The 21,661-nt window shown below is 70.9% G+C and carries 23 protein-coding genes and 1 riboswitch; of the genes, 6 read left to right on the forward strand and 17 right to left on the reverse strand.

Annotated elements, in window-relative coordinates:
• Positions 1–99: 99 nt before the first annotated feature.
• From ACIBJB_RS15130 to ACIBJB_RS15140, 3 genes are all read right to left on the reverse strand, one after another.
• Positions 100–489 (reverse strand): YybH family protein, encoded by a 390-nt coding sequence (locus tag ACIBJB_RS15130; RefSeq protein WP_398930469.1) that lies wholly within the window; start codon positions 487–489, stop codon positions 100–102.
• A 32-nt stretch (positions 490–521) separates the two neighbouring features.
• Positions 522–1,235, reverse strand: a complete 714-nt coding sequence (locus ACIBJB_RS15135) for an SDR family NAD(P)-dependent oxidoreductase (protein ID WP_398930471.1) — start codon at positions 1,233–1,235, stop codon at positions 522–524.
• Positions 1,236–1,362: 127 nt separating this feature from the next.
• Positions 1,363–2,301 carry a LysR family transcriptional regulator gene (locus tag ACIBJB_RS15140; RefSeq protein WP_398930473.1) on the reverse strand — a complete coding sequence of 313 codons (939 nt, stop codon included), beginning with the start codon at positions 2,299–2,301 and terminating at the stop codon, positions 1,363–1,365.
• Between the two features lie 108 nt (positions 2,302–2,409).
• On the opposite strand from ACIBJB_RS15140, the gene ACIBJB_RS15145 reads away from it, so the two are divergent.
• From ACIBJB_RS15145 to ACIBJB_RS15155, 3 genes are read left to right on the forward strand one after another with little or no spacing between them, the layout of a single operon-like run.
• The gene (locus ACIBJB_RS15145; RefSeq protein ID WP_398930475.1) at positions 2,410–2,700 is read left to right on the forward strand and encodes a muconolactone Delta-isomerase family protein; all 291 of its coding nucleotides are present in this window, start codon (positions 2,410–2,412) and stop codon (positions 2,698–2,700) included.
• 56 nt (positions 2,701–2,756) lie between these two features.
• Positions 2,757–3,911 carry a YbfB/YjiJ family MFS transporter gene (locus tag ACIBJB_RS15150; RefSeq protein ID WP_398931002.1) on the forward strand — a complete coding sequence of 385 codons (1,155 nt, stop codon included), beginning with the start codon at positions 2,757–2,759 and terminating at the stop codon, positions 3,909–3,911.
• 40 nt (positions 3,912–3,951) lie between these two features.
• Positions 3,952–4,545, forward strand: coding sequence for a GPP34 family phosphoprotein (locus ACIBJB_RS15155; protein ID WP_398930477.1), 594 nt, complete (start codon positions 3,952–3,954; stop codon positions 4,543–4,545).
• Between the two features lie 22 nt (positions 4,546–4,567).
• Here ACIBJB_RS15155 and ACIBJB_RS15160 read toward each other — a convergent pair whose 3' ends face one another.
• The 8 genes from ACIBJB_RS15160 to ACIBJB_RS15195 form a co-directional block, all read right to left on the reverse strand.
• Positions 4,568–5,167: a TetR/AcrR family transcriptional regulator gene (locus ACIBJB_RS15160; RefSeq protein WP_398930480.1), complete on the reverse strand. Its 600-nt coding sequence runs from the start codon at positions 5,165–5,167 to the stop codon at positions 4,568–4,570.
• A 57-nt stretch (positions 5,168–5,224) separates the two neighbouring features.
• Positions 5,225–5,803 carry a GAF domain-containing protein gene (locus ACIBJB_RS15165; RefSeq protein WP_398930482.1) on the reverse strand — a complete coding sequence of 193 codons (579 nt, stop codon included), beginning with the start codon at positions 5,801–5,803 and terminating at the stop codon, positions 5,225–5,227.
• Positions 5,804–5,864: 61 nt separating this feature from the next.
• Positions 5,865–6,464, reverse strand: a complete 600-nt coding sequence (locus ACIBJB_RS15170; RefSeq protein ID WP_007386183.1) for an ATP/GTP-binding protein — start codon at positions 6,462–6,464, stop codon at positions 5,865–5,867.
• Positions 6,442–6,813 carry a DUF742 domain-containing protein gene (locus ACIBJB_RS15175; RefSeq protein WP_398930484.1) on the reverse strand — a complete coding sequence of 124 codons (372 nt, stop codon included), beginning with the start codon at positions 6,811–6,813 and terminating at the stop codon, positions 6,442–6,444. Before ACIBJB_RS15175 ends, ACIBJB_RS15170 begins: the two co-directional genes overlap by 23 nt.
• A gap of 2 nt (positions 6,814–6,815) precedes the next feature.
• A complete protein-coding gene (locus tag ACIBJB_RS15180; RefSeq protein WP_398930486.1) occupies positions 6,816–7,250 on the reverse strand; it encodes a roadblock/LC7 domain-containing protein in 435 nt (144 codons plus the stop codon).
• Between the two features lie 68 nt (positions 7,251–7,318).
• On the reverse strand, positions 7,319–10,033 hold the full coding sequence (locus ACIBJB_RS15185; RefSeq protein WP_398930488.1) for an ATP-binding protein: 2,715 nt from the start codon (positions 10,031–10,033) through the stop codon (positions 7,319–7,321).
• 535 nt (positions 10,034–10,568) lie between these two features.
• Positions 10,569–10,703: a hypothetical protein gene (locus ACIBJB_RS15190; RefSeq protein WP_398930490.1), complete on the reverse strand. Its 135-nt coding sequence runs from the start codon at positions 10,701–10,703 to the stop codon at positions 10,569–10,571.
• A gap of 503 nt (positions 10,704–11,206) precedes the next feature.
• The gene (locus ACIBJB_RS15195; protein ID WP_398930492.1) at positions 11,207–12,406 is read right to left on the reverse strand and encodes an MBL fold metallo-hydrolase; all 1,200 of its coding nucleotides are present in this window, start codon (positions 12,404–12,406) and stop codon (positions 11,207–11,209) included.
• 176 nt (positions 12,407–12,582) lie between these two features.
• Here ACIBJB_RS15195 and ACIBJB_RS15200 point away from each other — a divergent pair, with 176 nt between their 5' ends.
• Positions 12,583–13,761, forward strand: coding sequence for a Glu/Leu/Phe/Val dehydrogenase dimerization domain-containing protein (locus ACIBJB_RS15200; protein WP_398930494.1), 1,179 nt, complete (start codon positions 12,583–12,585; stop codon positions 13,759–13,761).
• A gap of 50 nt (positions 13,762–13,811) precedes the next feature.
• On the forward strand, positions 13,812–14,420 hold the full coding sequence (locus ACIBJB_RS15205; protein ID WP_398930496.1) for a TetR/AcrR family transcriptional regulator: 609 nt from the start codon (positions 13,812–13,814) through the stop codon (positions 14,418–14,420).
• A 50-nt stretch (positions 14,421–14,470) separates the two neighbouring features.
• Here the strand turns inward: ACIBJB_RS15205 and ACIBJB_RS15210 are convergent, their stop codons facing one another.
• From ACIBJB_RS15210 to ACIBJB_RS15225, 4 genes are all read right to left on the reverse strand, one after another.
• Positions 14,471–15,256, reverse strand: a complete 786-nt coding sequence (locus tag ACIBJB_RS15210; protein WP_306986462.1) for an SGNH/GDSL hydrolase family protein — start codon at positions 15,254–15,256, stop codon at positions 14,471–14,473.
• 145 nt (positions 15,257–15,401) lie between these two features.
• Positions 15,402–16,118: a DUF6250 domain-containing protein gene (locus ACIBJB_RS15215; protein WP_398930498.1), complete on the reverse strand. Its 717-nt coding sequence runs from the start codon at positions 16,116–16,118 to the stop codon at positions 15,402–15,404.
• A gap of 315 nt (positions 16,119–16,433) precedes the next feature.
• Positions 16,434–17,369 carry a peptidoglycan DD-metalloendopeptidase family protein gene (locus ACIBJB_RS15220; RefSeq protein ID WP_398930500.1) on the reverse strand — a complete coding sequence of 312 codons (936 nt, stop codon included), beginning with the start codon at positions 17,367–17,369 and terminating at the stop codon, positions 16,434–16,436.
• 4 nt (positions 17,370–17,373) lie between these two features.
• A riboswitch (cyclic di-AMP (ydaO/yuaA leader) is annotated at positions 17,374–17,543 on the reverse strand.
• Between the two features lie 297 nt (positions 17,544–17,840).
• Positions 17,841–19,916, reverse strand: coding sequence for an alpha-galactosidase (locus ACIBJB_RS15225; protein WP_398930502.1), 2,076 nt, complete (start codon positions 19,914–19,916; stop codon positions 17,841–17,843).
• A gap of 206 nt (positions 19,917–20,122) precedes the next feature.
• Between ACIBJB_RS15225 and ACIBJB_RS15230 the strand changes: the two genes are divergently transcribed.
• On the forward strand, positions 20,123–20,920 hold the full coding sequence (locus ACIBJB_RS15230; protein ID WP_398930504.1) for a tyrosine-protein phosphatase: 798 nt from the start codon (positions 20,123–20,125) through the stop codon (positions 20,918–20,920).
• 12 nt (positions 20,921–20,932) lie between these two features.
• Here ACIBJB_RS15230 and ACIBJB_RS15235 read toward each other — a convergent pair whose 3' ends face one another.
• The gene (locus tag ACIBJB_RS15235; RefSeq protein WP_398930507.1) at positions 20,933–21,055 is read right to left on the reverse strand and encodes a DUF6126 family protein; all 123 of its coding nucleotides are present in this window, start codon (positions 21,053–21,055) and stop codon (positions 20,933–20,935) included.
• On the reverse strand, positions 21,052–21,657 hold the full coding sequence (locus tag ACIBJB_RS15240) for a helix-turn-helix domain-containing protein (protein WP_398930509.1): 606 nt from the start codon (positions 21,655–21,657) through the stop codon (positions 21,052–21,054). The genes ACIBJB_RS15235 and ACIBJB_RS15240 overlap by 4 nt, the downstream gene beginning before the upstream one ends.
• Positions 21,658–21,661 lie beyond the last annotated feature (4 nt).

Here is a 21,661-nt window from a genome sequence, read left to right on the forward strand (position 1 = left end):
TGGCTCCTGTGGGTGCGAGGGGTGGAAACGCCCAGCAATCTGCCGTACGACGCCGTCCTGGTCCATCGAGGATTTCTTAAGCGGTGCCACAGCTCCGCTTCACGCCCGTTGCGGGTCCTGGTCGAGGCGGGAGACCTGATAGTGGCTGATGTACCAGTCGTCGTCCGCCCGGGTCACGAGAACCGCGAGCTTGACCGCGAGTGCGGGCCGGTCGGTGAACGTGAAGTCGACGTCCAGGTAGCCCATGACGAGGCCGTCGGCGGGGCGCCGCGTCTCGAGGATGCGGTACTCCGCCTTCAGGCCGGGCGGCTGGGAGGCGTAGTACTCGGCGACGCCCTGCCGTCCGACGCTGTAGGGGTGCAGTCCCTGGAACACCGCGTCCTCGGTGAAGAGGGCCGCCACGCGCTCCGGTTGGTGGGCGTCGACACCGGCCTTCCACCGGTCGAGGACGTCGTTCAGGATGGCCTTGTCGTCCGTCGAGCTGGTCATGTCCGCTCCTTGGTGGATGAGTTGACGGTTCGTCAGTGCCCGGCGCTCATACCGCCGTCGACGTGCAGGATCTCGCCGGTGACGAACGGCGCCGTCTCCAGGAACAGCACGGCGTCCACGATGTCGCTCACCTCGCCCATGTGTCCGACCGGGTGCAGGGCGGCGAGGAACTCGTGGGTCTCCTCCGTGTGCATGGGGGTCTTGATGGTGCCGGGCGACACGGCGTTGACGCGGATGCCGCGGGTGGCGTACTCGATGGCGAGGGACTTGGTGGCGGACTGCACACCGCCCTTGGTCAGCGAGGCCAGCACGGACGGGACCCTGGAGTCCGCGTTGTCGACCAGGCTGGTGGTGACGTTGACGATGTGGCCGCCGCCCTGGGCGAGCAGGTGCGGGACGGCCCGCTGGGTGAGATGGAAGACGCCGGCGAGGTTGATGCCCGTCACGGTGGCGTAGTCCTCGGCGGTGTACTCGGTGAACGGCTTGGCGACGAAGACGCCCGCGTTGTTGACCACGGTGTCGATGCGGCCGAACCGCTCCACGGCGGCCTCCACGACGCGCCCCGCGGTGGCCGGGTCGGCGATGTCGCCCTGGACGGTGAGGACGTCCGCGTCGTCCACGGGTGCGATGGTGCGCGAGGTGGCGACGACGGCGTAGCCGAGCTTGCGGTAGCCCTCGACGAGGGCGGCCCCGATGCCCTGCGAGGCGCCGGTGATGATCGCGACCTTCTGGTTCTGCGTGCTCATGGTGACCTTCTTCGAGTCGGTGACCGGTACTAGCCGACCGGTCGACTATTTGGAAGGTAGGCCCGTCCACGGGGTGACGGAAGGATCGGCTTCCTACGGCCTGGGAGGTACTGCCTTCCAGCGCAGGTCAGCCGGGGATCGCGTACGGATCGTCGGCGGGCAGCCAGGCGTCCGGGGCGTGGATACCGAGGTCACCGACGCCCTCGCACAGCGCGTCGACGACGGCCAGGACACCGGCGCGCTCCTCCTTCTCGCGCCACACCAGGGACCAGGTCCAGTAGACCTTCGGTCCGACGATCTCGCGGCGGACGAGGTCGGGCGGGAGCGGACTGGTCTGTCCCTTGGGCGAGTTGAGGACGGGACGGGTGCAGCGGCGCACGTGGTCGAAGAACGCGGGGCCGGTGATCGCGCCGTCGGAGATGCGGACGGGACGGGCGTCGGTCGCCTGCGCGAGCTCTTCGGCGTACACGTTCCAGGCGGCCCAGGCGGTGAGATCGTCGTCGATGAGCACGTGGACGTCCCGGGCCGCCACGTTGGGTACGTCGCTGCTGTCGCCGCCCCTGGAGACGGCGTAGAGCCGGTCGGCGCCGATCAGCCGGGCCCGCAGCCCTTGCCTGCGAAGGTCCTCGGTGCGCACCCAGCAGACGGCGAGGTCCAGGCTGCCGTCGGCGACGCGCGCGGCCTGGGTGTGGGAGGGGGCGACCCAGGCGTCGAGGTGCACCTGCGCCACCGCTGCCGTACGCGACATCAGGTCCGGGGGAAGCCAGTTGACGTATCCGAGCCGTACCGACTGCGAGCCGGTCAGGCTGCCGGCCCGGCGTTTGAGGTCGTCGGCGCGGTCGAGCAGGGCGCGGGTGTGCGGGAGGAGGGCGGCACCGGCCTGGGTGAGGGAGACCTTGCGGCGGTCGCGGTCGAACAACCGGACGCCCAGGTCCCGTTCGAGTGCCTTGATCTGCTGGGAGAGCGAGGGGCCCGCGATGAGCAGTCGCTCGGCGGCCCGGCCGAAGTTCAGCTCCTCGGCGACGGCGACGAAGTACCGCAGCTGGCGCAGTTCCACGGGCGCCATCGTACGCGCGCTGGGAGCCTGCGCCTATCAGCAGCGAGGAAGCCGGTCGTGGCATCGGTGCAGGTGACGCGCGCACGATGGGCTCACCAACGACGAGCGGAGCGCGTCATGCGAGAGTTCCTGGTCGAGATCACCACCACCGTTCCCGAGGGCACCGGACAGGAGGAGGTCGACCGGCGGCGGGCCGCCGAGGCCGTCCGCGCGAAGGAACTGGCCGCCACCGGCCGTCTCGCCCGACTGTGGCGCCCCGTGGGCGAGTTGCGCAGCATCGGGGTGTGGCGGGCCGCCGACGAGGAGGAGCTCCACGAGAAGGTGCTCGGCACCCTGCCGCTGCGCCCGTGGATGACCCTCACCGTCACGCCGCTGGAGTCGCACCCCAACGACCCCGGCACGAAGTGAGCGCCTCGTCCCCCTGGAGTCATGCCGCCCGGGCCGCGGCGGCGCTCGCGGCCGGCATGGGAGTCGGCCGCTTCGTCTACACCCCGATCCTGCCCCTGATGCACACGCAGGCGGGCCTCTCCACGGACGCCGGGGCGAACCTGGCCACCGCCAACTACGCCGGCTATCTCGTCGGCGCCCTCGTCGGCATCCTGGCCCCTGTCCTGGTCCGGTCGCGCGCCGTACTGCGTGCCTCCCTGATCCTGCTGACCGGCACGCTCGCCGCGATGCCCCTCACCCACAGCACCACCGTCTGGAGCCTGCTGCGGCTGCTGGCCGGCGTGGCGAGCGCCCTGGTGTTCGTCGTAGCGGCCGGATCCCTCCTGCACCACCTGCGGGACCACCCGCCGCATCTGGCCGGCTGGGCGTTCGGCGGGGTGGGCGGCGGCATCGCGCTGTCCGGCCTGCTGGTCCTGGTGCTGCGGTCCGCCGCCGACTGGCGCACCGCCTGGTGGGCCGCCGCCGTACTGGCCACGCTGCTCGCGGCCGCCTCGTGGAATCTACGACCGCAGGAGGCGCCCGTCGCCGCCACGCGCGGGAGCGGCGCGAGACCCCGCACACACCGCTGGTTCGGTGCGCTGTTCGTCAGCTACACCTTGGAGGGCGTCGGCTACATCGTCGCCGGGACCTTCCTGGTCGCCGCCATCGGACAGGAGTCCCCGGGCTGGGTCGGCAGCGGCGCCTGGGTGCTCGTGGGCCTGGCCGCCGTGCCGTCCGCGGCGCTGTGGGCCCGGCTGGGTCGCCGGTGGTCACGCCCCGGACTGCTGCTCACGGCACTCGTGATCCAGGCGGCCGGCATCGCGCTGCCCGCCCTGGTCGGCGGTACGGCCGCGGCCCTCGGCTCGGCGGTGCTGTTCGGCGGCACGTTCATCGGCGTCAGCTCGCTCGCCCTGGCCACCGGGGCGCACCTGCGGTTCCCCCGCTCGGTCGCCCTGCTGACCGCCGGGTACTCGGTCGGACAGATCGTGGGTCCGCTGATCGTCGCCCCGCTGCTGCACCACGGCTACCACCGGGCCCTCCTGCTGGCCGCCCTCGTGGTCCTGGTCGCGGCCGCTGCGGCCACCGTGCTGCGGATCGGTTTTCCGCACCACATGGTCGTAAGGGGACACACAGTGCCCGTGCAGCAGCGAGAATCGACCGAGGACGCCCGGCCCGCCGCGGCCGGTCCCTGAACACTCACCGCCGCACCGGCCAACTGACATGGAGCCGCTGATGACCACCGCACGGGACCTCGCGATCGTCGTCCTCGATGTGGCCGCCGACAAGCCGGTGGAGCAGGGCGATCTGTCGCTCGTTCTCGCGGCAGCCGAGGTGCTCGACCTCCTCGACGCCCACGCCCTCGTCCTGGACGGCGACCGCATCCTGCCCAGCGCCCCATCCCCGACGGGCGACCGTCTGTTGGACGAGGCCACCGAGGCGCTCGTACGGCAGGAGCCGTACGAGTCGGTCGAGGACTGGCTGTGGCGCCGGGGCCGCGGGCTGTCCGCGGCCTACGTCGACGACCTCGAGCGGGTCGGTCTGACGGCCCGCTCACGGGGCCGCCGGATCCCCCTGCGGACCGGACGGACGGAACTGGTGGACTCGCCGGCGAGGCGACAGGCCGAGGAGCGCCGGGCAGCGGGCGAACCCGTCCTCGCCGCTCTGGTGTCCGCCGCCGGCATCGGTGACGAACCGGCCGGGGAACTCGCCGACGACGCGGCCACCGTGCTGGCCGCGGTCGGGGACGCGGTGATGGAACTGGAGGCCGTACGGCAGCGGAAGGTCATCGAGGACGCCGCGTTCGACAACGTCTGGCGCGGTTACTAAGGCCTGCCCGGCGGATCGGGCCCTAGGAGACGGCGACGCCGAGCAGCGCTCGGCAGTTGTCCCACAGGGGGCTCAGGCGCTGGGGGCTGTTGTAGAGCTTGGCGAACATCACCTGGCCCTCCAGTTGGGCCACCACCGCCCGGGCCGCCTCCCGTGGGTCGGACACGGTGGCGTCGCCGCGGTCCTGGGCCTCGGCGACGACCGCCTCGACCATGTCGACCTGCGCGTCGAAGATCTCCTGCAGTCGTCCGCGCACAGGCTCGACGTGGTTGCTCAGCTCCAGAGCGAGGTTCCCGAACAGACAGCCCGAGACCGTGCCGCAGCCCTCCTGGACGGCTCGCTGGCCGGCCTCGGTCTGCTCGAAGAGCCCGCGCAGCCGCCGCAGGGGGTCCGCGTCCGTGCCCAACACGGTTTGCCACTCCCGCCGTTGGGCCGCCCAGTGCTCGTCGACGACGGCGAGCGCGAGGGCCTCCTTGGACTCGAAGAAGTAGTAGAAGCTGCCCTTCGGCACCCCGGCCGCCTTGCAGATCTCGGCCACGCCCAGCGCCGAGTAGCCGCGCCCCTCGATGAGCGAGCGCGCGGCACCGAGGATCTTCTGCCTGGCGTCACTGGTACGTCCCACACAGCGAGTCTACGGGGGTACTAGACCGGTCGGCTGGTGATGTGGCCGTCTCGCCCGTCACAGCACCGGGAGCCCGTCGGCCTCCCGTCGCTGCAGACGCGCGACCAGTTCCGCCGCCGACGACTTGATGGTCTCCAGGCCGGACTTCCCCCAGGCCCGGGGCTGCACGTCCGCCGCGCACACCGTGCCCAGGACCATCCCCGCGGAGTCGATGAGCGGCGCGCCCAGATAGGAACGGATACCGAACTCGTCGACGACCGGGTTGCCCGCGAACCGTGGGTAGTCACGGACGTCCTCCAGGACCAGCGCCTTGCGGCGGGCGATCACATGGGGGCAGAACCCATGGTCGCGCGCCATATAGCGGCCCACTTCCGGCTTGGCCTCCTCGCCGTCCGCCGGGGGCCGGGCCGCGGGAATCCTGAGACCGGCGAAGAACTGCCGGTTCTCGCCGATGAAGTTGACCATGGCGTACGGCGCCCCCGTGCGCTCGGCGAGCCGCTCGGCGAAGGCGTCCAGAGCGGGCTCCGGGCGCTCACCGAGGTCCAGCAGGCGCAGCCGTCGCGCCCGGTCCGGGGCCTCCTTGTCCTCCGGGGTGAGCAGCAGACGACCGGCCGGGCGTGGTGGGTCGTAGCTCATGGGCGGGTTCCGTCGCTGTGGACGTCGGTCATATGCGGCTCCGTGGCGGTGTGTGCGGGGGTCACATGTGGGCGCCATGGCTCGGCGCGGGCGCCGGGCTGTGGGCGATGAGATGCCGTACGAGGGTGAGCAAGGTCTGCACACCGGAACTGGAGATCCGTGCGTCACAGCGCACGATCGGGATCTCCGGCGGGAGGTCGATGGCGGCTCGGACCTCCTCGGGGTCGTAGCGGTACCCCCCGTCGAACTCGTTGATCGCGACGATGAATCCGAGGCCGCGCTGCTCGAAGAAGTCCACGGCGGCGAAGCAGTCCTCCAGTCTGCGGGTGTCGGCGAGGATCACCGCGCCGAGCGCGCCCTCGGAGAGTTCGTCCCACATGAACCAGAACCGCTCCTGCCCGGGCGTGCCGAACAGGTACAGGACGTGTTCCGGATCGAGGGTGATCCTGCCGAAGTCCATGGCCACCGTCGTCTCGACCTTGTTCTCAATGCCGTCGAGACTGTCGGTCGCGGCGCTGACCGTGGTGAGCAGTTCCTCCGTGCTGAGGGGAGCGATCTCGCTGACCGCGCCCACGAAGGTCGTCTTGCCTACCCCGAACCCTCCCGCCACCAGGATCTTCAGTGCGGTGGGGAAGGGGTCAGAGCTGTCGTCGTAGTCCATCGAGCACTGCCTCCAGAAGAGCCCGGTCAGTCGGGTTGTGGGTGAACTCGGGGGGCTTGGTGGTCAGCGCCCCGCAGTCGACGAGGTCGGACAGCAGCACCTTGGTGACCACCGCCGGCAGCTTGAGATGGGCGGCGACCTCGGCGACCGAGACCGGCGCGCGGCACAGGTCGAGGGCCTGCGCGTGCTCGGGGCCGAGGTAGCCGATGGGGGTGACCCCGGTGGCCCTCACGTGCGACAGCAGGTCGAACGCGATGGACGGCCGGGTGCGGCCGTTGCTGACCGTGAAGGGCCGCACCAGCCGTCCGGCCGCGTCGTCGAGCCAGGGCCCGTCGCCGGCCGCCGCCACGCTCAAGGCCTCATCGCCGGGGAATCGACGGTGTGCTGCCGGGGCGCGGTCACCAGGTAGGGACGCACGCTCTTGACGAGCATCGCCATCTCGTAGCCGAGCACCGCCGCGTCGGCCTCGCGGCCGGCGAGCACGGCGAGACAGGTGCCGGAGCCCGCGGTGGCCACGAACAGCAGCGTCGAGTCGAGTTCGACAACGACCTGGCGGACGTCTCCGCCGTCGCCGAAGCGGACGCCCGCGCTGCGGCCGAGGGAGTAGAGACCGGAGGCCAGGGCCGCCATGTGGTCGGCGCTGTCCCCGTCGAGGCCGTGGACCGACTTCACGAGCCCGTCGCAGGACAGCAGGACCGCGCTGCTGGTGTGCGGTACGCGCTGCACGAGGCCGCTCATCAGCCAGTCGAGATCGGATACATGGCCGGTCGGCGCTTCGCTCGCCATGGTGGATCGACTCCTTGAGGTACGAAGGTCTGCGGGAGCGCTGGGGGGTGGGGTGTACGCGGGGGTGGTCATCCGGCGGGTGCGCTCCCGTCGTGCCGGGGGGTGGTGCGGTCGAGATCGAGACCGTGCGCCTCGGATATGTGGGGCCGCTCCATGGGAGTTACGTCAAGGGCGGCCGCGTCGGTCATGGAGGTGGCGTCCGTGTGGTTCGTGTCGAGGTCGAAGCCGAAGTCGAAGGAGGCGGACGGGTTGGGGGACGGGGCGGGGCGGGGCTCCAGCGGGGCGGATGCCGCGAAACCGGTGTCCGAGTGAGCCGGATCTTTGTAGGGGGTGTCCGTATGTGTGCGGCCCGTTGCCGCCGTGTCTGGGTGGTCCGACCCCATGTGGGCAGGGTCCGTGTGCACGGCGTCCATAGGGGTGCGGCGCATGGGCGTGGGACTCATGGGGGTGGGACCCATGGAGGTGGGGTCCATGGAGGTGGGGTCCATGTGTGCGGACACCGTGGGTGCCGCATCGATGCGGGCGGGGTCAGTGGGGCGGGACACGGTGTGTGCCCGGTCCATGGGGTCGGCCTCCATACGCTGCGACGGCAGCGTCGTGGTCGATTCGCCGACGGCCGGCTCCAGGTGCTGCTGGGCCTCGGCGAGGCTGATACCGCGCTGGAAGGCCGCCATCAGTCCCGGGTCATGGCCGGCCGGGTACTCGGGGTCCTGCCGTGGCGTCGGTCCGCCGCGCAGCTGGGGTGCGATGTGCTCCTGGGCGCGGCGCCGGGGCAGTTGGGGCTTGCCCATGGTGCCGCGCACGGTCCCGGCGCGCGGGGTGGGCGGCGCGTTCACATGCTCCACGACCAGCCGCCGGTCGTCGGGCCGGATCCCGGGCACGGCCTCGGCGGGGGTCGGCCGCTCCCCACGGGCCCCGCGCACCGGCAGCGGCGCAGGTCGCCCCGAGTGCGCTCCACCGCCGTTCGACCCGGTTCCCCCACCGGGCTTCCGATGGGTCACGCCACCGGCCAAGGACCCGCTCCCGCCGGACCAGGCCTCGCCCCCACCCGGACCACTCCCGCCACCACTCGATCCCTCCGAGCCACCGCCCAGGAAGGACCCACCACCACTCGACGGGAAGTCGCTGCCACCAGGCCCACGCCTCCCACCGCTCGACGCGGCCCCGCCACCATCCGGCGCAGCCCCGTCGTCGGCCGGTAGGCCTCCGCCGCCATGCGGCAGCAACCCGGCACCGTCGGCCACGGATCCGCCGCCACGCGACGCGCGGTCACCGTCGCTCGGCGCGGGACCACTGCCGTTCCGTACGGGCCCGCCGGCGTTTCGGACGACCCGGGCGCCCTGCGGGACCGGTCCGCCGCTCTTCGTCGTCGGCGCCGCACTGCCGTCGAGTCCCGGCTCCAGGCCATGGGACTCCCCCCGGCGCGGGTCGGCACCGGGAAGCGGCTCGGCGGGCGCGGCCCGGTGCCGTGCCTCATGCCCGGGTCGCGGATGGGCCGGGCCATGCGCTGATACGGCCGTACCCGCGACCCCACCCGACCCCGCGGCTTCCGGCGACCGCGCACCGATCGCCCCGGGCGCCGAACCCAGCAGCGCCTGCGGCACCACGAGGACGGCCTGGACGCCGCCGTAGATGTTGGTCTGGAGCCGGACATGGATCCCGTGCCGTTTCGCGAGCTGGGACACCACGAACAGCCCGATGCGTCCGTCGGCCAACAGGCTCGCGACGTTGACCTGGTCGGGATCCGCCAACAGGGCGTTCATCCGGTGCTGTTCGGCGACGGGCATGCCGAGCCCGCGGTCCTCCACCTCGACGGCGAGCCCGGAGGTGACGAGGTTGGCGCGCAGCAGCACTTGCGTGTGCGGCGCCGAGAACACCGTGGCGTTCTCGACGAGTTCGGCCAGCAGATGGATGACGTCGGCAACGGCGTGCCCACGCAGCGTGCCGTCGATCGGCGGCACGAGTTTGACCCGTGAGTACTGCTCGACCTCGGCGATGGCGGAGCGCAGCACCTCCGTCATGGAGACGGGGTTGCTCCACTGCCGACGCGAGACGGCACCGCCGAGGACGGCGAGGTTCTCGGCGTGCCGACGGATCCGGGTGGCGAGGTGGTCGACGTGGAAGAGGCCCTTGAGCAGGTCGGGGTCCTCGATCTCGTTCTCCAGCTCGTCGAGGATGGAGATCTCACGGTGCACCAGCGACTGCAGCCGCCTCGCCAGGTTGACGAAGACCTCCAGCTTCTGTTCACTGCCGGCCTGGCTGGAGAGCTGGGCGGCCTGGACGACCGCGGTGACGGCCCCGTCGTGAGCGCGAGCCAGGTCGGCGGCGAGCAGGTCGAAGTCGTCGGCGCCGTCGGGCGGACCGCTGCCCGGACCAGGCCCCGGCGGAACCTCCCCGCGACGCAGCCCCTCGACCAGGACCCGCAGGTCGGCCTCGCGGCGCGCGCTGCTGCGGCGCAACGCGCCGACGCGGTTGCTCACCGTCTTGGCGGCGCGGTCGGCCGCCACGGCCGCGATGAAGATGGCCGCGAGGGTCACCGAGACCGCCCCGGCCAGGACTCCCCACAGAATGAGGCTGGGTTGTGCCGCGGTGGAGCGGACGGTGAACAGGACGGCCGCACAGCCGCTGAGGGCGACCGCGATCGGTGGGAGCACGGCCAGCCGCAGCAGTTGCGGCCGTATGTGCGTCTCCGGCAGCGAGGGGGCGGGGCGGGCGACCGGCCGCCCGTGCCGCCCGCCCTCACGGCGGTCTGCGCGTGCGGCCGGGGCACGGAGGTGAGACATCGGTGTCCTTGTACTGGTCCGTCGGTCCTGTTGGCCGGAGGGTCCCGGGCCGGCCGGCCCGGTTCGGCGGGCTCCGGCGTGTGCCCCTGCGGGCTGCCGGGCGGAGTGCCGAGCGGGGCGCGCGGCGGCATGGTCGTCGGTCACCGGCGCGTCGCCTCCCTCCTCCCCGCACCGCGGCCGTTCGCCGTGGGCATGCGTCATGGCGTGCCGGTCGAGAGAACCGAAGACTTCAACCCCTCGTCGCCCGGCGGACACTCACAGTAGTCGCCAAGGCATCAGGCGGGAGCGGCAGTTGACAAAGTCCCCCGCGCAGCGTCCCGCTCTGGTATGAGGTTTCGCACGACAGACCGACAAGCAGACCGGCCAGGATTCCCCGAACGAGTGAATACCGATCAGTCCTGGTCAGAAGCGGTCATGTGCGTCCCGACGAGGGTCCAGGGCGTAGGCGCGCATCGGTCGTCGCGTCAGCCGTTTCCCCGAGTACGACGGACCCAACGACACCCCTCCGGACCATTGGCCCGAGCCTTCCCGATTGTCACTGACCGTGTCGGTCCGCCTCAGTCGCCGGCCACTGCAGGAAGAGTCCGAAACCGTGCAGGGTGCCCTCGTCCGGGAACGCGGTCAGGACCGGCAACTGCCGCTCGCCGACGACGAATCCGACGTATCGCACACGGCTGGAGCACAGCGTGCACCCGCTCACCCGCTCACACGCAATCCGGCGTCCGTCAACGCCGGCGTGGCTCCACGGCCGCGACCGGTCCCGTCCCAAAGGGCCCGCGGTCACATAGCGGCGACGGACCCCTTGGCCCGGACGGTCACCAACGTCGCCCTGCCCCTGCCCTGCCCGCACCGGTCGGCCCCCGACCACACGGCCCGCGCCCACGCCACACGCCCCGTTTCCACACCCCCCTCGTCACACCACCCGCAGCCACACACATGGAGAACCACCACATACGGCGCACGGCGCCGAGCCCCCCACAGCGCGGCGCAATCGAAGCCCCTGCGTCCACCGCAGTGACGTGCCCCGGCCACAGGCCAGCCGAGCCCCCACCTCCCCGGCGCCCCTGGGCCGCACCACCCAGGGAACACCCACCCAGCGAAAGGGAACACCGCGCGCCCACCCCGCACCCGCAGCCACCCCACAGCACGCTGAGGCAGAGCCGCGACCCTGGCTCAGGCCTCGGACACAGGTACCGGCTCCTCGGCCACAGGTACGGGCTCCTCCGCCACCGTCGGCAACGCCACCCATCCCCCGGCCGGCGCCTTCGCCACCCCCCGCCACCAAGGATCGACCACCGGGACGGCCCCCGGCTCGAACGGCTCCCCCGGCCGAGGCGTGGCCATCGCGATGCCGGCCTTGTGGGCCAGCAGCATCGTCCGGTCCGCGGGCTCCGCCCAAGGATGCTGCGCGAGATTGAACGTGCCCCAGTGGATCGGCAGCAGCACCCCCTCCGCCGCATCCCCGCCCTGCAGATCCAGATGAGACTGCACAGCCTCTTCAGGCGTCATGTGGATCTCCGGCCAGAACTCCGAGTAGGCCCCGAGCTGGATCATCGTCGCGTCGAAGGGCCCGAACGAGGCGCCGATGTCCTTGAACCCCTCGAAGTACCCGGTGTCGCCGCTGTGGTAGACCCGGTGTTCGCCACTGGAGACGACCCAGGACGCCCACAGCGTGTGCTGGGTGTTCCGCAGCCCCCGCCCGCAGAAGTGCCGAGCCGGGGTGGCCGTCAGCGTCAGCCCGGCGACCTGGGTCGACTCGTGCCAGTCCAGCTCGCGCAGCCGGTCCGCGGACACGCCCCAGTGCTCGAGATGGGCTCCCACACCGAGCGGCACGGCGAAGACGGTGTCCGTTCCGGCCAGTTGCTTGATCGTGGGCATGTCCAGGTGGTCGTAGTGATCGTGGGAGATGACGATCACGTCGACCGGACCGAGCGCGGCGAGCGGCAGCGGCACGGGGTGCAGCCGCTTGGGCCCGGCGAAGGGGAACGGTGAGCACCGCTCGCCCCATACGGGGTCGAACAGCACCCGCCGTCCGTCGATCTCGGCGAGCACGCTGGAGTGCCCCATCCAGGTCAGCCGCAGTCCGGTGGCGGGCGGCTTGGAGAGGTCGGCGAGCGTCGTGGCATGGACCGGGATCCGGCCCTGCGGTGCCCGCTGCTGCCGGGCGTCACTGTCGAAGTAGCCCTTGGCGAGGTCCATCGCCGCCGACCCGTCGGGCCGGATCCTGGCGGTTCCGCCGGGGTTCTGGAAGACACCGTCTTTGAAGTGGGGGGATCTGCGGATACGCGCCATGCGCTCACCGCTCGGGTCCGCACCGAAGGCCGCGGGCTGCAGCGCACGGAGCCCGGAGCTCAGGGGACGGAAGCCGGTCACGGTACCTCCAGGTGGAGTTGCTGAGGCACCCATTATGGTCCGCCCCTCCGACAGTGCCGGCGTCTGTCCGGTCACACGGGTAAGGACGCCGCCGGAGCGGATCACGTTGACAGGGCACAGCCGTATGCAAATACTGACCCCCCGTTCAGTAGCCGTCCGCCCGCACCGGAGCCCGTGTGACCACCCCCTTGCTGTCGCTCACCTGGACCGACCACGTCACCGGCCACCGGGGCTTCCTGGTCGTCGACCGGCTGGTACGGGGTGTCGCCAGCGGCGGCCTGCGGATGCGCCCCGGCTGCACCCTGGACGAGGTCACAGGGCTCGCCCGCGGCATGACCATGAAAGAGGCCCTGCACTACGACCCCGAGGCGCGGTACATCCCGCTGGGTGGCGCCAAGGGCGGCATCGACTGCGACCCCCGGGACCCGGCGGCGTACGGCCTCCTCGTGCGCTACCTGCGCGCCATGCGGCCGTACGTCGAGAGCTGCTGGACGACCGGCGAGGACCTCGGTCTCAGCCAGGACCTGGTGGACCGAGCGGCCGCGGAGGCCGGCCTGGTCTCCTCGATCCAGGCGGTCTATCCGCTGCTCGACGACGAGGCCACGGCCCGGCGGCGGCTCGCGGACGCGTTCGCCGTCGAGGTCGACGGCATCGGACTCGATGAACTGGCGGGCGGCTGCGGGGTCGCCGAGTCGGTCCTCGCGGCCCTGGACCTGGCCGGAGTTCCGTACGCGGGCACGCGCGTGGCGGTGCAGGGCCTTGGCACCATGGGCGGGGCCACGGCCCGCTTCCTCACGCGCGCGGGGCTCACCGTGGTGGCCGTCGCCGACATCAAGGGCACGGTCTTCAACCCCGCAGGGCTCGACGTCGAGGCGCTCCTCGCCGCCAGGGACGCCTACGGCACCGTGGAGCGCTCCGCCCTGCGCCCCGCCGACCGCGAACTGCCCGGCGATGCCTGGCTGTCGCTCGACGCGGAGGTACTCGTGCCCGCGGCGGTGTCGTACACGATCGACACCGGCAACCAGGAGCGGATCAGGGCCCGTTGGATCGTCGAGGCGGCCAACATGCCGGTCCTGCCCGCGGCGGAGGCGCTGCTGGCCGCGCGGGGGGTCTCCGTACTGCCGGACGTCGTCGTCAACTCCGGGACGAACGCCTGGTGGTGGTGGACCCTGTTCGGCGACATCGGCGCGGACGCGGACGAGGCCTTCGCGCACATACGGCGTTCCATGCGTGCCCTCGTCGAGCAGTTGCTGACCCGCGCGGAGGCGGACGGGATCTCGCCGCGGGCCGCCGCCCACGCGCTGGTCGCGGACCGGCTGCCGGTGATCGCGGACCGGTTCGGCTGGTACCGCTGACCTGGCCCCTCGAGGCGGCACCCCACCGAGCGACGGCTTAGGGTGATCCCGTGGCGAGAGTGCGGTTGACAGTGGGCGAGCGGCGCGAGGAGCTGCTGCGGGCCGCCATCGAGCAGATCGAGGCGCGGGGCGTGGCGGCCGTCAGGATCGCCGACGTGGCCTCGGTGCTCGGTGTCAGCAACGCCCTGGTTCTCTACCACTTCTCCACGAAGGAGAAGCTGGTCGCCGCCGCGTTCGCCTACGCCGCCGAGGACGATCTGGCCCATCTGCGCAAGCTCCTCGGCCGCCGTACAAGCGCCCTCAGTCGGCTGCGGGCGGCCGTTCGCTGGTACGCGCCGACGGGCCAGGCCAAGGGCTGGCGGCTGTGGATCGAGGGCTGGGCGGTGGCCCTGCGCGAGCCGGTGCTCCAGGAGGTCACCCGCGACCTCGACAGGCGCTGGAAGGCGGCACTCGCGGAAGTGATCGCCGAGGGCGTGACCGCGGGCGAGTTCCACTGCCCGGACCCGCACGCCACTGCCCTGCGCCTCACCGCCCTCCTGGACGGCCTGGCCGTCCAACTGACGTCCTACGCGGGCGCGGTGCCCAGGTCCCGGGCCCAGGCGTGGGTGGACGAGGCCCTGGCCCGCGAACTCGGGCTGGACGGCGCGGGGTCCGCATAACGGCGGAGAGGCGCATCCCGCCCAGCACCGACACCGGCACCGCGCACTGCTCAAGCCACCGAAGCGATCCGCGTCTTGATGTCGTCCGGTGACAGCACACCCTTGGCCGTCACATGGTCCCCGGAGGACTCCCCCCGCAGCCGACGCCCGATCCACGGCACCAGGTACTCCCGAGCCCAGTGGACGTCGTCCCGTCGCACGTCCAGCGGACCGCGCGGCGGAAGCGGCGGCCACGGCTGGTCCGGGTCGGCCGGGACCTCGAGGCCGAGGACCTGGCCGGCGCGGAGCGCCACACGCGTGTGCCCCTCCGGGGAGAGGTGCAGCCGGTCACCGTCCCAGGCCCGCCGGTCCTGAATGGTCTTCAGGGACCACAGGTCGAGCACCGGGCATCCGTACCGGTCGGCGACGGCCCGCACATGTCCGTTGTAGGTGGCGATCTTGCCGCGCAGGTGCTTGAGCACGGGAACGCCACGCGTGTCGAAGCCGGTCGTCACCATGACCGTGCCGCACGCCTCGGTGAGCCGGGCGATCGCCCGCTCGAAGCGCTCGGCGACCTCGTCGGGGTCGGTACCGGGGCGGATGATGTCGTTGCCGCCGGCGCAGAACGACACCAGGTCCGGTGCCAGTTCGACGGCCTGCGGAAGCTGGTCCTCGACGATCTGGTCGAGCAGCTTCCCGCGTACGGCGAGATTGCTGTACCTGAAGTCGCCCTCGGGCCGCCGGTCCGCGAGAAGTACCGCGAACCGGTCGGCCCATCCGACGAACGCCCCGTCGGGGCCGGGGTCGCCGACGCCCTCGGTGAAGCTGTCCCCCACCGCCACGTACGACCCGATCACTGAGCTGCTGTCATTCTTCGAATCGTCTGCCACAACCGTTCATGATTCACCTTCGAATGTGACCTACGCGACCGTAGGAAGGACTTGACGGGCGGTGACATAAGCCACGCTTAAAGTGTTCGCCAAACGAGGAATAGGTCTTCCCTCAGGAATGTTGACGCTGCGACCGCCACACCCTGAAGTCGGTGATCCGGAAGTGGCTCCAGGTGGTCCGGAACGCGAAGTGCCCCCTCGTGTAAGGCTCCGGGTCGGTGTAGTCGAAGACGAGCCGCCCGTTGTTCCACCAGTGCACCTTGGAGCCGTCGGAGACGATCCGCACCCGGTTCGGCTCGTTCGCGACGAGCAGCGGCTCGGTGTAGTCGTAGATCAGCGGTCGCACACCGGACTCCCCGACGTATCGGCGCAGCCGTGTCGTGGTGTTGTAGTTGGCGCCGTAGCCCGAGTAGTACGTCTTCAGGTAGTCGTACTCCGCGAGCGCCCCGCCCCGCCGGGTGGCGAAGAGGTCGTCGGGAGACCGGACGTCGACCGCGTTCCAGAAGTTGTTCAGGTCGGACACCCGGTCGTTGGCCCCGCCCTCGGAGACGGGCGTGGCGGTGTACTCCAGGACGTACGGTCCTTCGAGCGGCTGCCTGAACCAGATCGTCGCGCCGCCGGGCACGTCGACCTCCAACACCCCGCGCTGCGCGGTGACTGCGCCCCCCTGCTCCAGTTCGACGGCCCAGCGGCCGAGGCCGTGGCGGAAGTCGTCGTGGGCGATGAGGCGACGATGGCGGGGCGAGGCGCTCGCGGTCGCCGCGGGGGCGAAGGCGGCCAGGGCGGCGCCGGCGGCGAGGGCTCCGAAGGCTCTACGCGTGGTCGTCATGGGAGACGGCTCCTTCCGGGGACGGCTGAGAGTGGGGCGCAGAGGGCCACGCACGGTCCAGGTGACTCGGTGGTGCTGTCGGCGGGCACTCCCTCGACGCTGGACACAGTGACCTCCGAAAGCCCTAGAAAGCGCTTGCCCCACTACGGAGTTCACTCTGTCCCCACCCTCCCCCGCCTGTCGACACCCTGAGCGCGCCCGCCACAAGAACGCAATGAAGTGATCATTAAGGCGCAGAGCCGATCAGAGGCGGGCAACACCGAAGGCCGGACCCGGGGATCGGGGTCCGGCCTTCGGTGGCACAGGGGGCGTGGGTCAGCCGACGGCGACGCCCTTCGAGCGGAGGTAGGCGACCGGGTCCACGTCGGAGCCGTAGTCCGGCGTGGTGCGGATCTCGAAGTGCAGGTGCGGGCCGGTGACATTGCCGGTCGCGCCGGAGAGGCCGACCTGCTGACCCTCGGTCACGGTCTGGCCGGCCGAGACGGAGAGCTGGGACAGGTGGGCGTACTGCGCGTAGTAGCCGTCGTTGAGCTTGATGACGACCTGGTTGCCGTAGGCGCCGCCCCAGCCCGCGGAGACGACCGTGCCCGCGGCCACGGCCTTGAGGGAGGTGCCGGTCGGGACGACGAAGTCGACGCCGGTGTGGTAGCCGCTGGACCACATGCTGCCCGCCACGCGGTAACCAGTGCCGATCGTGGCGCCGGTGACCGGCAGGGTGTAACCGCTGGAGCTGATGGTGGCCGAGCTCTGGGTGGCGGCCGTCGAGTTCGAGGACGACTTCGACTCCGCCTTCTCCGTCTTCTTCGCCTTCGAGGAAGACGAGGAAGCGGAGGACTCGGTCTTCGTCGTGCTCGTCCTGGCCTTCTTGCCGATCGAGAGCTTCAGACCTGGGTGGATCAGCGACGGGTCGTCCCCGATGGCCGAACGGTTGTCGGCGTACAGCTTCTTCCAGCCGCCCCTGACGTTCTGCTCATCGGCGATCTTCGAGAGATAGTCGCCGGCGCGCACCGAATAGGTGCGCACCGTCGAGGCCTTCGCGGCATCCTTCTTCGCGGCCGCCTTTTCGGCGGACTTCTGCGTGACCGGAAGCGACTGAACGGCCTTTTCCGAAACGGACTGGGAGGTGGCGGCGTGAGCGCCGGTGGCCCCCATGAGCGGGAGGGCGAGAGCGGCGCCTCCAGTTCCGGCGACGGCTATCGAGCGGGCGAAGCGCTGGGACTTCGGACGGCGGTGCTTACCCTTCGCGGGCATGGTGAATTCCTCTCCGGCGCCTGCGAGGTGAGCTGTCGGGTGCGGGCTGGAGATGCCCGGCCGCGTCGAGACGCGACTTAACCCCAAGCCGTTCCGGAGACCGGAACAGGCGGAACTACCTGTGGGTCCCCCGCTCCTGCCGTGCACGGGTGAGTGAGTGAGCGGAATCCGTTCGGCGGCAGGATTGGGCGTCCGACCGGATCGGTGGCGAACGTAAGCGAACAAGACGCAAAGGGACAAGTGAGAGGTTCCCTGTGCGTGCGTTCCTGTTGATCGCTTGAGAAAATTACCGGTCACCCTGCGTAAATCGGACGCCCGTTACCCAGCCCGAATCCCCTTGTAAAACCTGCGAATTACGTGAACATGACGCGCGACGCACCGTCACGGATATGACGCTCCTCACGTCACGAATTCACAGGAACCCTGATTCCGGAAGGAGTTGGAAGGAAGCTATTAATTCGGACAGAAGCCCTAGATGCGGCGCAGTCGGATAACCGTCGCATCGAGGTCGCCACGCAAACCGGTACGAAGTCCGTGATGCAGCAATACGGCCCCTCGGTGCACTTCGCCCGTTTCAGGGCATTCGTACGACGCTGTCGGGTCGAGTCCGCGCAGCCGCAGCGCCGGGACGGGCTCGCCGTACTGCTGCGCCTGGAGCCAGGCGAGGACGACGGTCTCGTCCCCGAGGACGTACTGCACCGCGCTCAGCCCGCCCCGTGGAGGCCGCAGCCGGTAGAGGTCACCGCGCTGCGCCAAGGGCCGGATCTCCTTGTAGAGAGCCACCCACCGCCCGGCCTCGGCGAGCTCCTCCTCGGTCCACTCCGCGAGGTCCCCGCCGACCCCGAGCACCCCGGCCATCGCGCTCACGAACCGGAACCGCAGCGAGCTCACCCGGTCGTTGAGCTGGGTGTTGGGGCTGTCGGTGACCCAGGCGGCCATCACGCGCGCGGGGTGGATCTGACTGAAGCCGTACTGAATCGCGAGACGGTCGAGCGGGTCGGTGTTGTCCGAGGTCCACACCTGGTCGGTGCGGCTGAGCACCCCGAGGTCGATCCGGCCGCCGCCACCCGAGCAGGACTCGAAGGCGACGCCCGGGTGAGCTTGGCGCAAGCGGTCCAAAAGGGCATAGAAGCCGCGGACATGGTCGACCCACAGACGCTGCGGATAGGGGTCGCCGGGCCAGCCCGCATCCGTGAAGCAGCGGTTGAAGTCCCACTTCACATAGTCGATCGGAGCCGAGGAGAGCAGGGTGTCGAGCTGCCCCCACAGGTACTCCTGGACGTCCTCGCGGGCCAGATTCAGCACGAGCTGATTGCGGAACTCCGTCCGCTTTCGCCCCGCTTGGTACTGCACCCAGTCCGGGTGGGCACGGTACAGCTCGCTGTCCGGGTTGATCATCTCCGGCTCGACCCAGATGCCGAACTGCATGCCGAGCCCGTGCACGTACTCACCGAGCGGCTTGAGGCCGTTCGGGAAGCGGTCGGGGTTGGGCGCCCAGTCGCCGAGCCCGGCCCGGTCACTGGTGCGGGCACCGAACCAGCCGTCGTCGACCACGAACAGCTCGACGCCCATCGCCGCGGCCCGCCGGGCGAGGGTTTCCTGCTGTTCCTCGGAGATGTCGAAGTTCGTGGCCTCCCAGGAGTTGAACAGCACGGGACGGTCCTCGTCCGCGCCCGGGATGACGTACGCCCGCTGGTAGGCGTGCCAGGCACGGCTCGCCCCGCCGAACCCGCTGTCGCTCCAGAGACCGGCGAAGACAGGTGTCGTGAACGACTCCCCGGCCGCCAGCCGGAGCAGACCCGAGTCGTCGTACCCGGCGCCCCCGGTGATCTGAACCCGCGCGTCGGGGAGTTGCGCGACGGCGATCCGCCAGGACCCCGACCAGCCGAGGGCGACACCGTAGACCTCGCCGCGCTCCTCGGTGGCGTCGGTGTCGAGGGCGACCCAGGGCAGGTGCTGGTGCCCGGTGTGACCGCGGCGGCTGCCGATGACCTTCTCGCCGTAGGTGAGGGGGGTCTGCGTGAGCAGGGACTCGGCGGCCCAGCGGCCGTGCAGCTGGGACAGCCGCCAGCCGTCCGCACGGTCGGGCAGGGTCCAGGTGGCGGAGTCGGCGCGCAGCAGCTCGACGGGTGCCGGGTCCTGGTTGGCCAGGGTCACCCAGCGCTCCAGGACGTCGTGGCGCATCCGGTAGTGCAGCGTGACGGTCAGCCCGCGGTCGCGGAACCGCAGCCGCAGCTCGTCGCCCGCGGTGTCGTACGCCTCGAAGCTCCACTCGGTGCCGCGCCGCTCGTCGGTGCGCACGGACAGGGCCGGGCGGGTGAAGCGGGGGCCGCCCTCGACGGGGTACTCCTCGCGTCCGTCGAGCGGGGCCTCGAAGGGCCGGTAGTCGGGCAGCGGGCTCACGGCGAGGGCTTCGGCGTCGGCGAGGGCGATCCGCGGGCCCCAGTGCAGGTGCAGCAGCTCGTCCTCGGCGGTGAGGTGCAGGGCGTAACTGCTGGCCGGCCCGGACAGAATCCATGTACGGCCGTTCTCGGCGATCTCCAGCATCGTGCTTCCTCACAGATTCGAACAGGTGCCAACAGGGGTGCTCAGGCAGCAACATCATCAATGGCCACCCGCCCCGGCTGCAACGGCTGTGGACAAGTCATTGCCGGCCCTGTGGACAACTCATTGCCCCAGGAACCCATGTCGTATGGTCGAGAGCGTGCCCGTCGACGAGCAGCGTCGGTGGAGCCCGGCTGGGAGGAGCCCCCGTGACGCAGCAGATCCCGTCGACCGAACCGGAGCTGGCAGGTGTCCGCAATTTCCGTGACGTGGGCGGGCTGCCGACGACGGACGGACGGCGGGTGCGGTACGGCGTGCTGTTCCGCAGCGGTCACCTCGCGCATGCGACGGAGGACGACGCGACGTTCCTGGCCTCCCTGGGCCTGCACACGATCTTCGACTTCCGCAACGCGGCGGACCAGAAGCTGGAGGGCCCGGACGTCGAGCTGCCGGGCGTCGCCAATGTGAACCTGCCGCTGAGCGACCCGGCGGAGGGCACCTGGTTCTGGAAGATGGTCCGCGACGGGGACATAGAGCAGTTGCGCGAGCTCCTCGGCGACGGCAAGGCCGCGCAGCGGATGACCAACTCCTACCGCACAATGATCAAGGAGCGCACCGCGGAGCACTCCGAGGTGCTGCGCTCCCTCGCCGAGGACAGCGTGCCAGCCCTCATGCACTGTGCGGCCGGCAAGGACCGCGCGGGTCTGTCCATAGCCGTGACCCTGCTCGCCCTGGGCGTGGAGCGCGAGGCGATCCTCGCCGACTACCTGGAGTCGAACGCCAAGCACCGCCGCTACAAGGTGCGCCGCACCAGCACCTCCGCCGACGCCTACTCCCCCGAGGTCATGGAGCTGCTCAGTCCCCTGTTCGAGGCACGCGCCGAGTATCTGTCGGCGGCCTTCGAGACCATCGACGAGACATGGGGCAGCGTCGAGGTGTATCTGGAGGAGGGCCTCGGCCTGACTCCCGAGATCCGCGAGCGGCTGCGGGAGCGGATGCTCGACTGAGCCGTACGGCCGCTACTGCCCGGCTCCCACCTCGAAGAGCAGGAAGAGGAAGGCCGCGAAGACGTGGCCGACCGCGAGATAGATGATGAGGCGCACCCACAGGGCGCGGGGGAACTTCTCTTCCATGTCACTCATGGCGTCTCTCCAGGGGTGGGCCCCAGGCACAGCGTGGCCGTGGGGCTCTGCAACAGGGTGTGGACGAACAGGAGCTCGACTCCGGCGGGGTCCTGGGCGGCGATGCGGTGCGGGGTCAGCGAGTCGAAGTGCGCGCTGTCGCCCGGGCCGAGCCGATGGGTGGTGTCACCGAGGCGCAGTCTGAGCCGCCCCTTGAGGACGTAGAGCCATTCCTCGCCGGGATGCACCCGTACGATGTCGCCCTGCGAGCCGTGCGGCACCTGCACCCGCAGGGCCTGCATCCCGCGGCCGGGCGCGCCGGCCTGGAAGTACGTCCAGCCGCCCGCCTCGGTGGGTTCCATATCGGCGGCGCGCACCACGGCGTCCCGGTCGGTGACCGTCTCACCGAGCAGTTCCGAGACCGTCGTACCGTAGATGCGGGCCAGCGCGAGCAGCATCGGCAGCGAGGGCTGGCGCTGACCGGTCTCCAGCCGGGAGAGATGGGCGGGCGACAGCCCCGCGGCACCGGCCGCGGCCTCCAGGGTGAGGGAGGCGTGGCGGCGCAGGGCGCGAAGCTGAGGAGCCACCGAGGGCAGCTCCGTGAAGGCTTCCGAAGAGCTCATACCT

The sequence above is a fragment of the Streptomyces sp. NPDC050759 genome (assembly GCF_044456945.1).
Classification (GTDB): Bacteria; Actinomycetota; Actinomycetes; order Streptomycetales; family Streptomycetaceae; genus Streptomyces.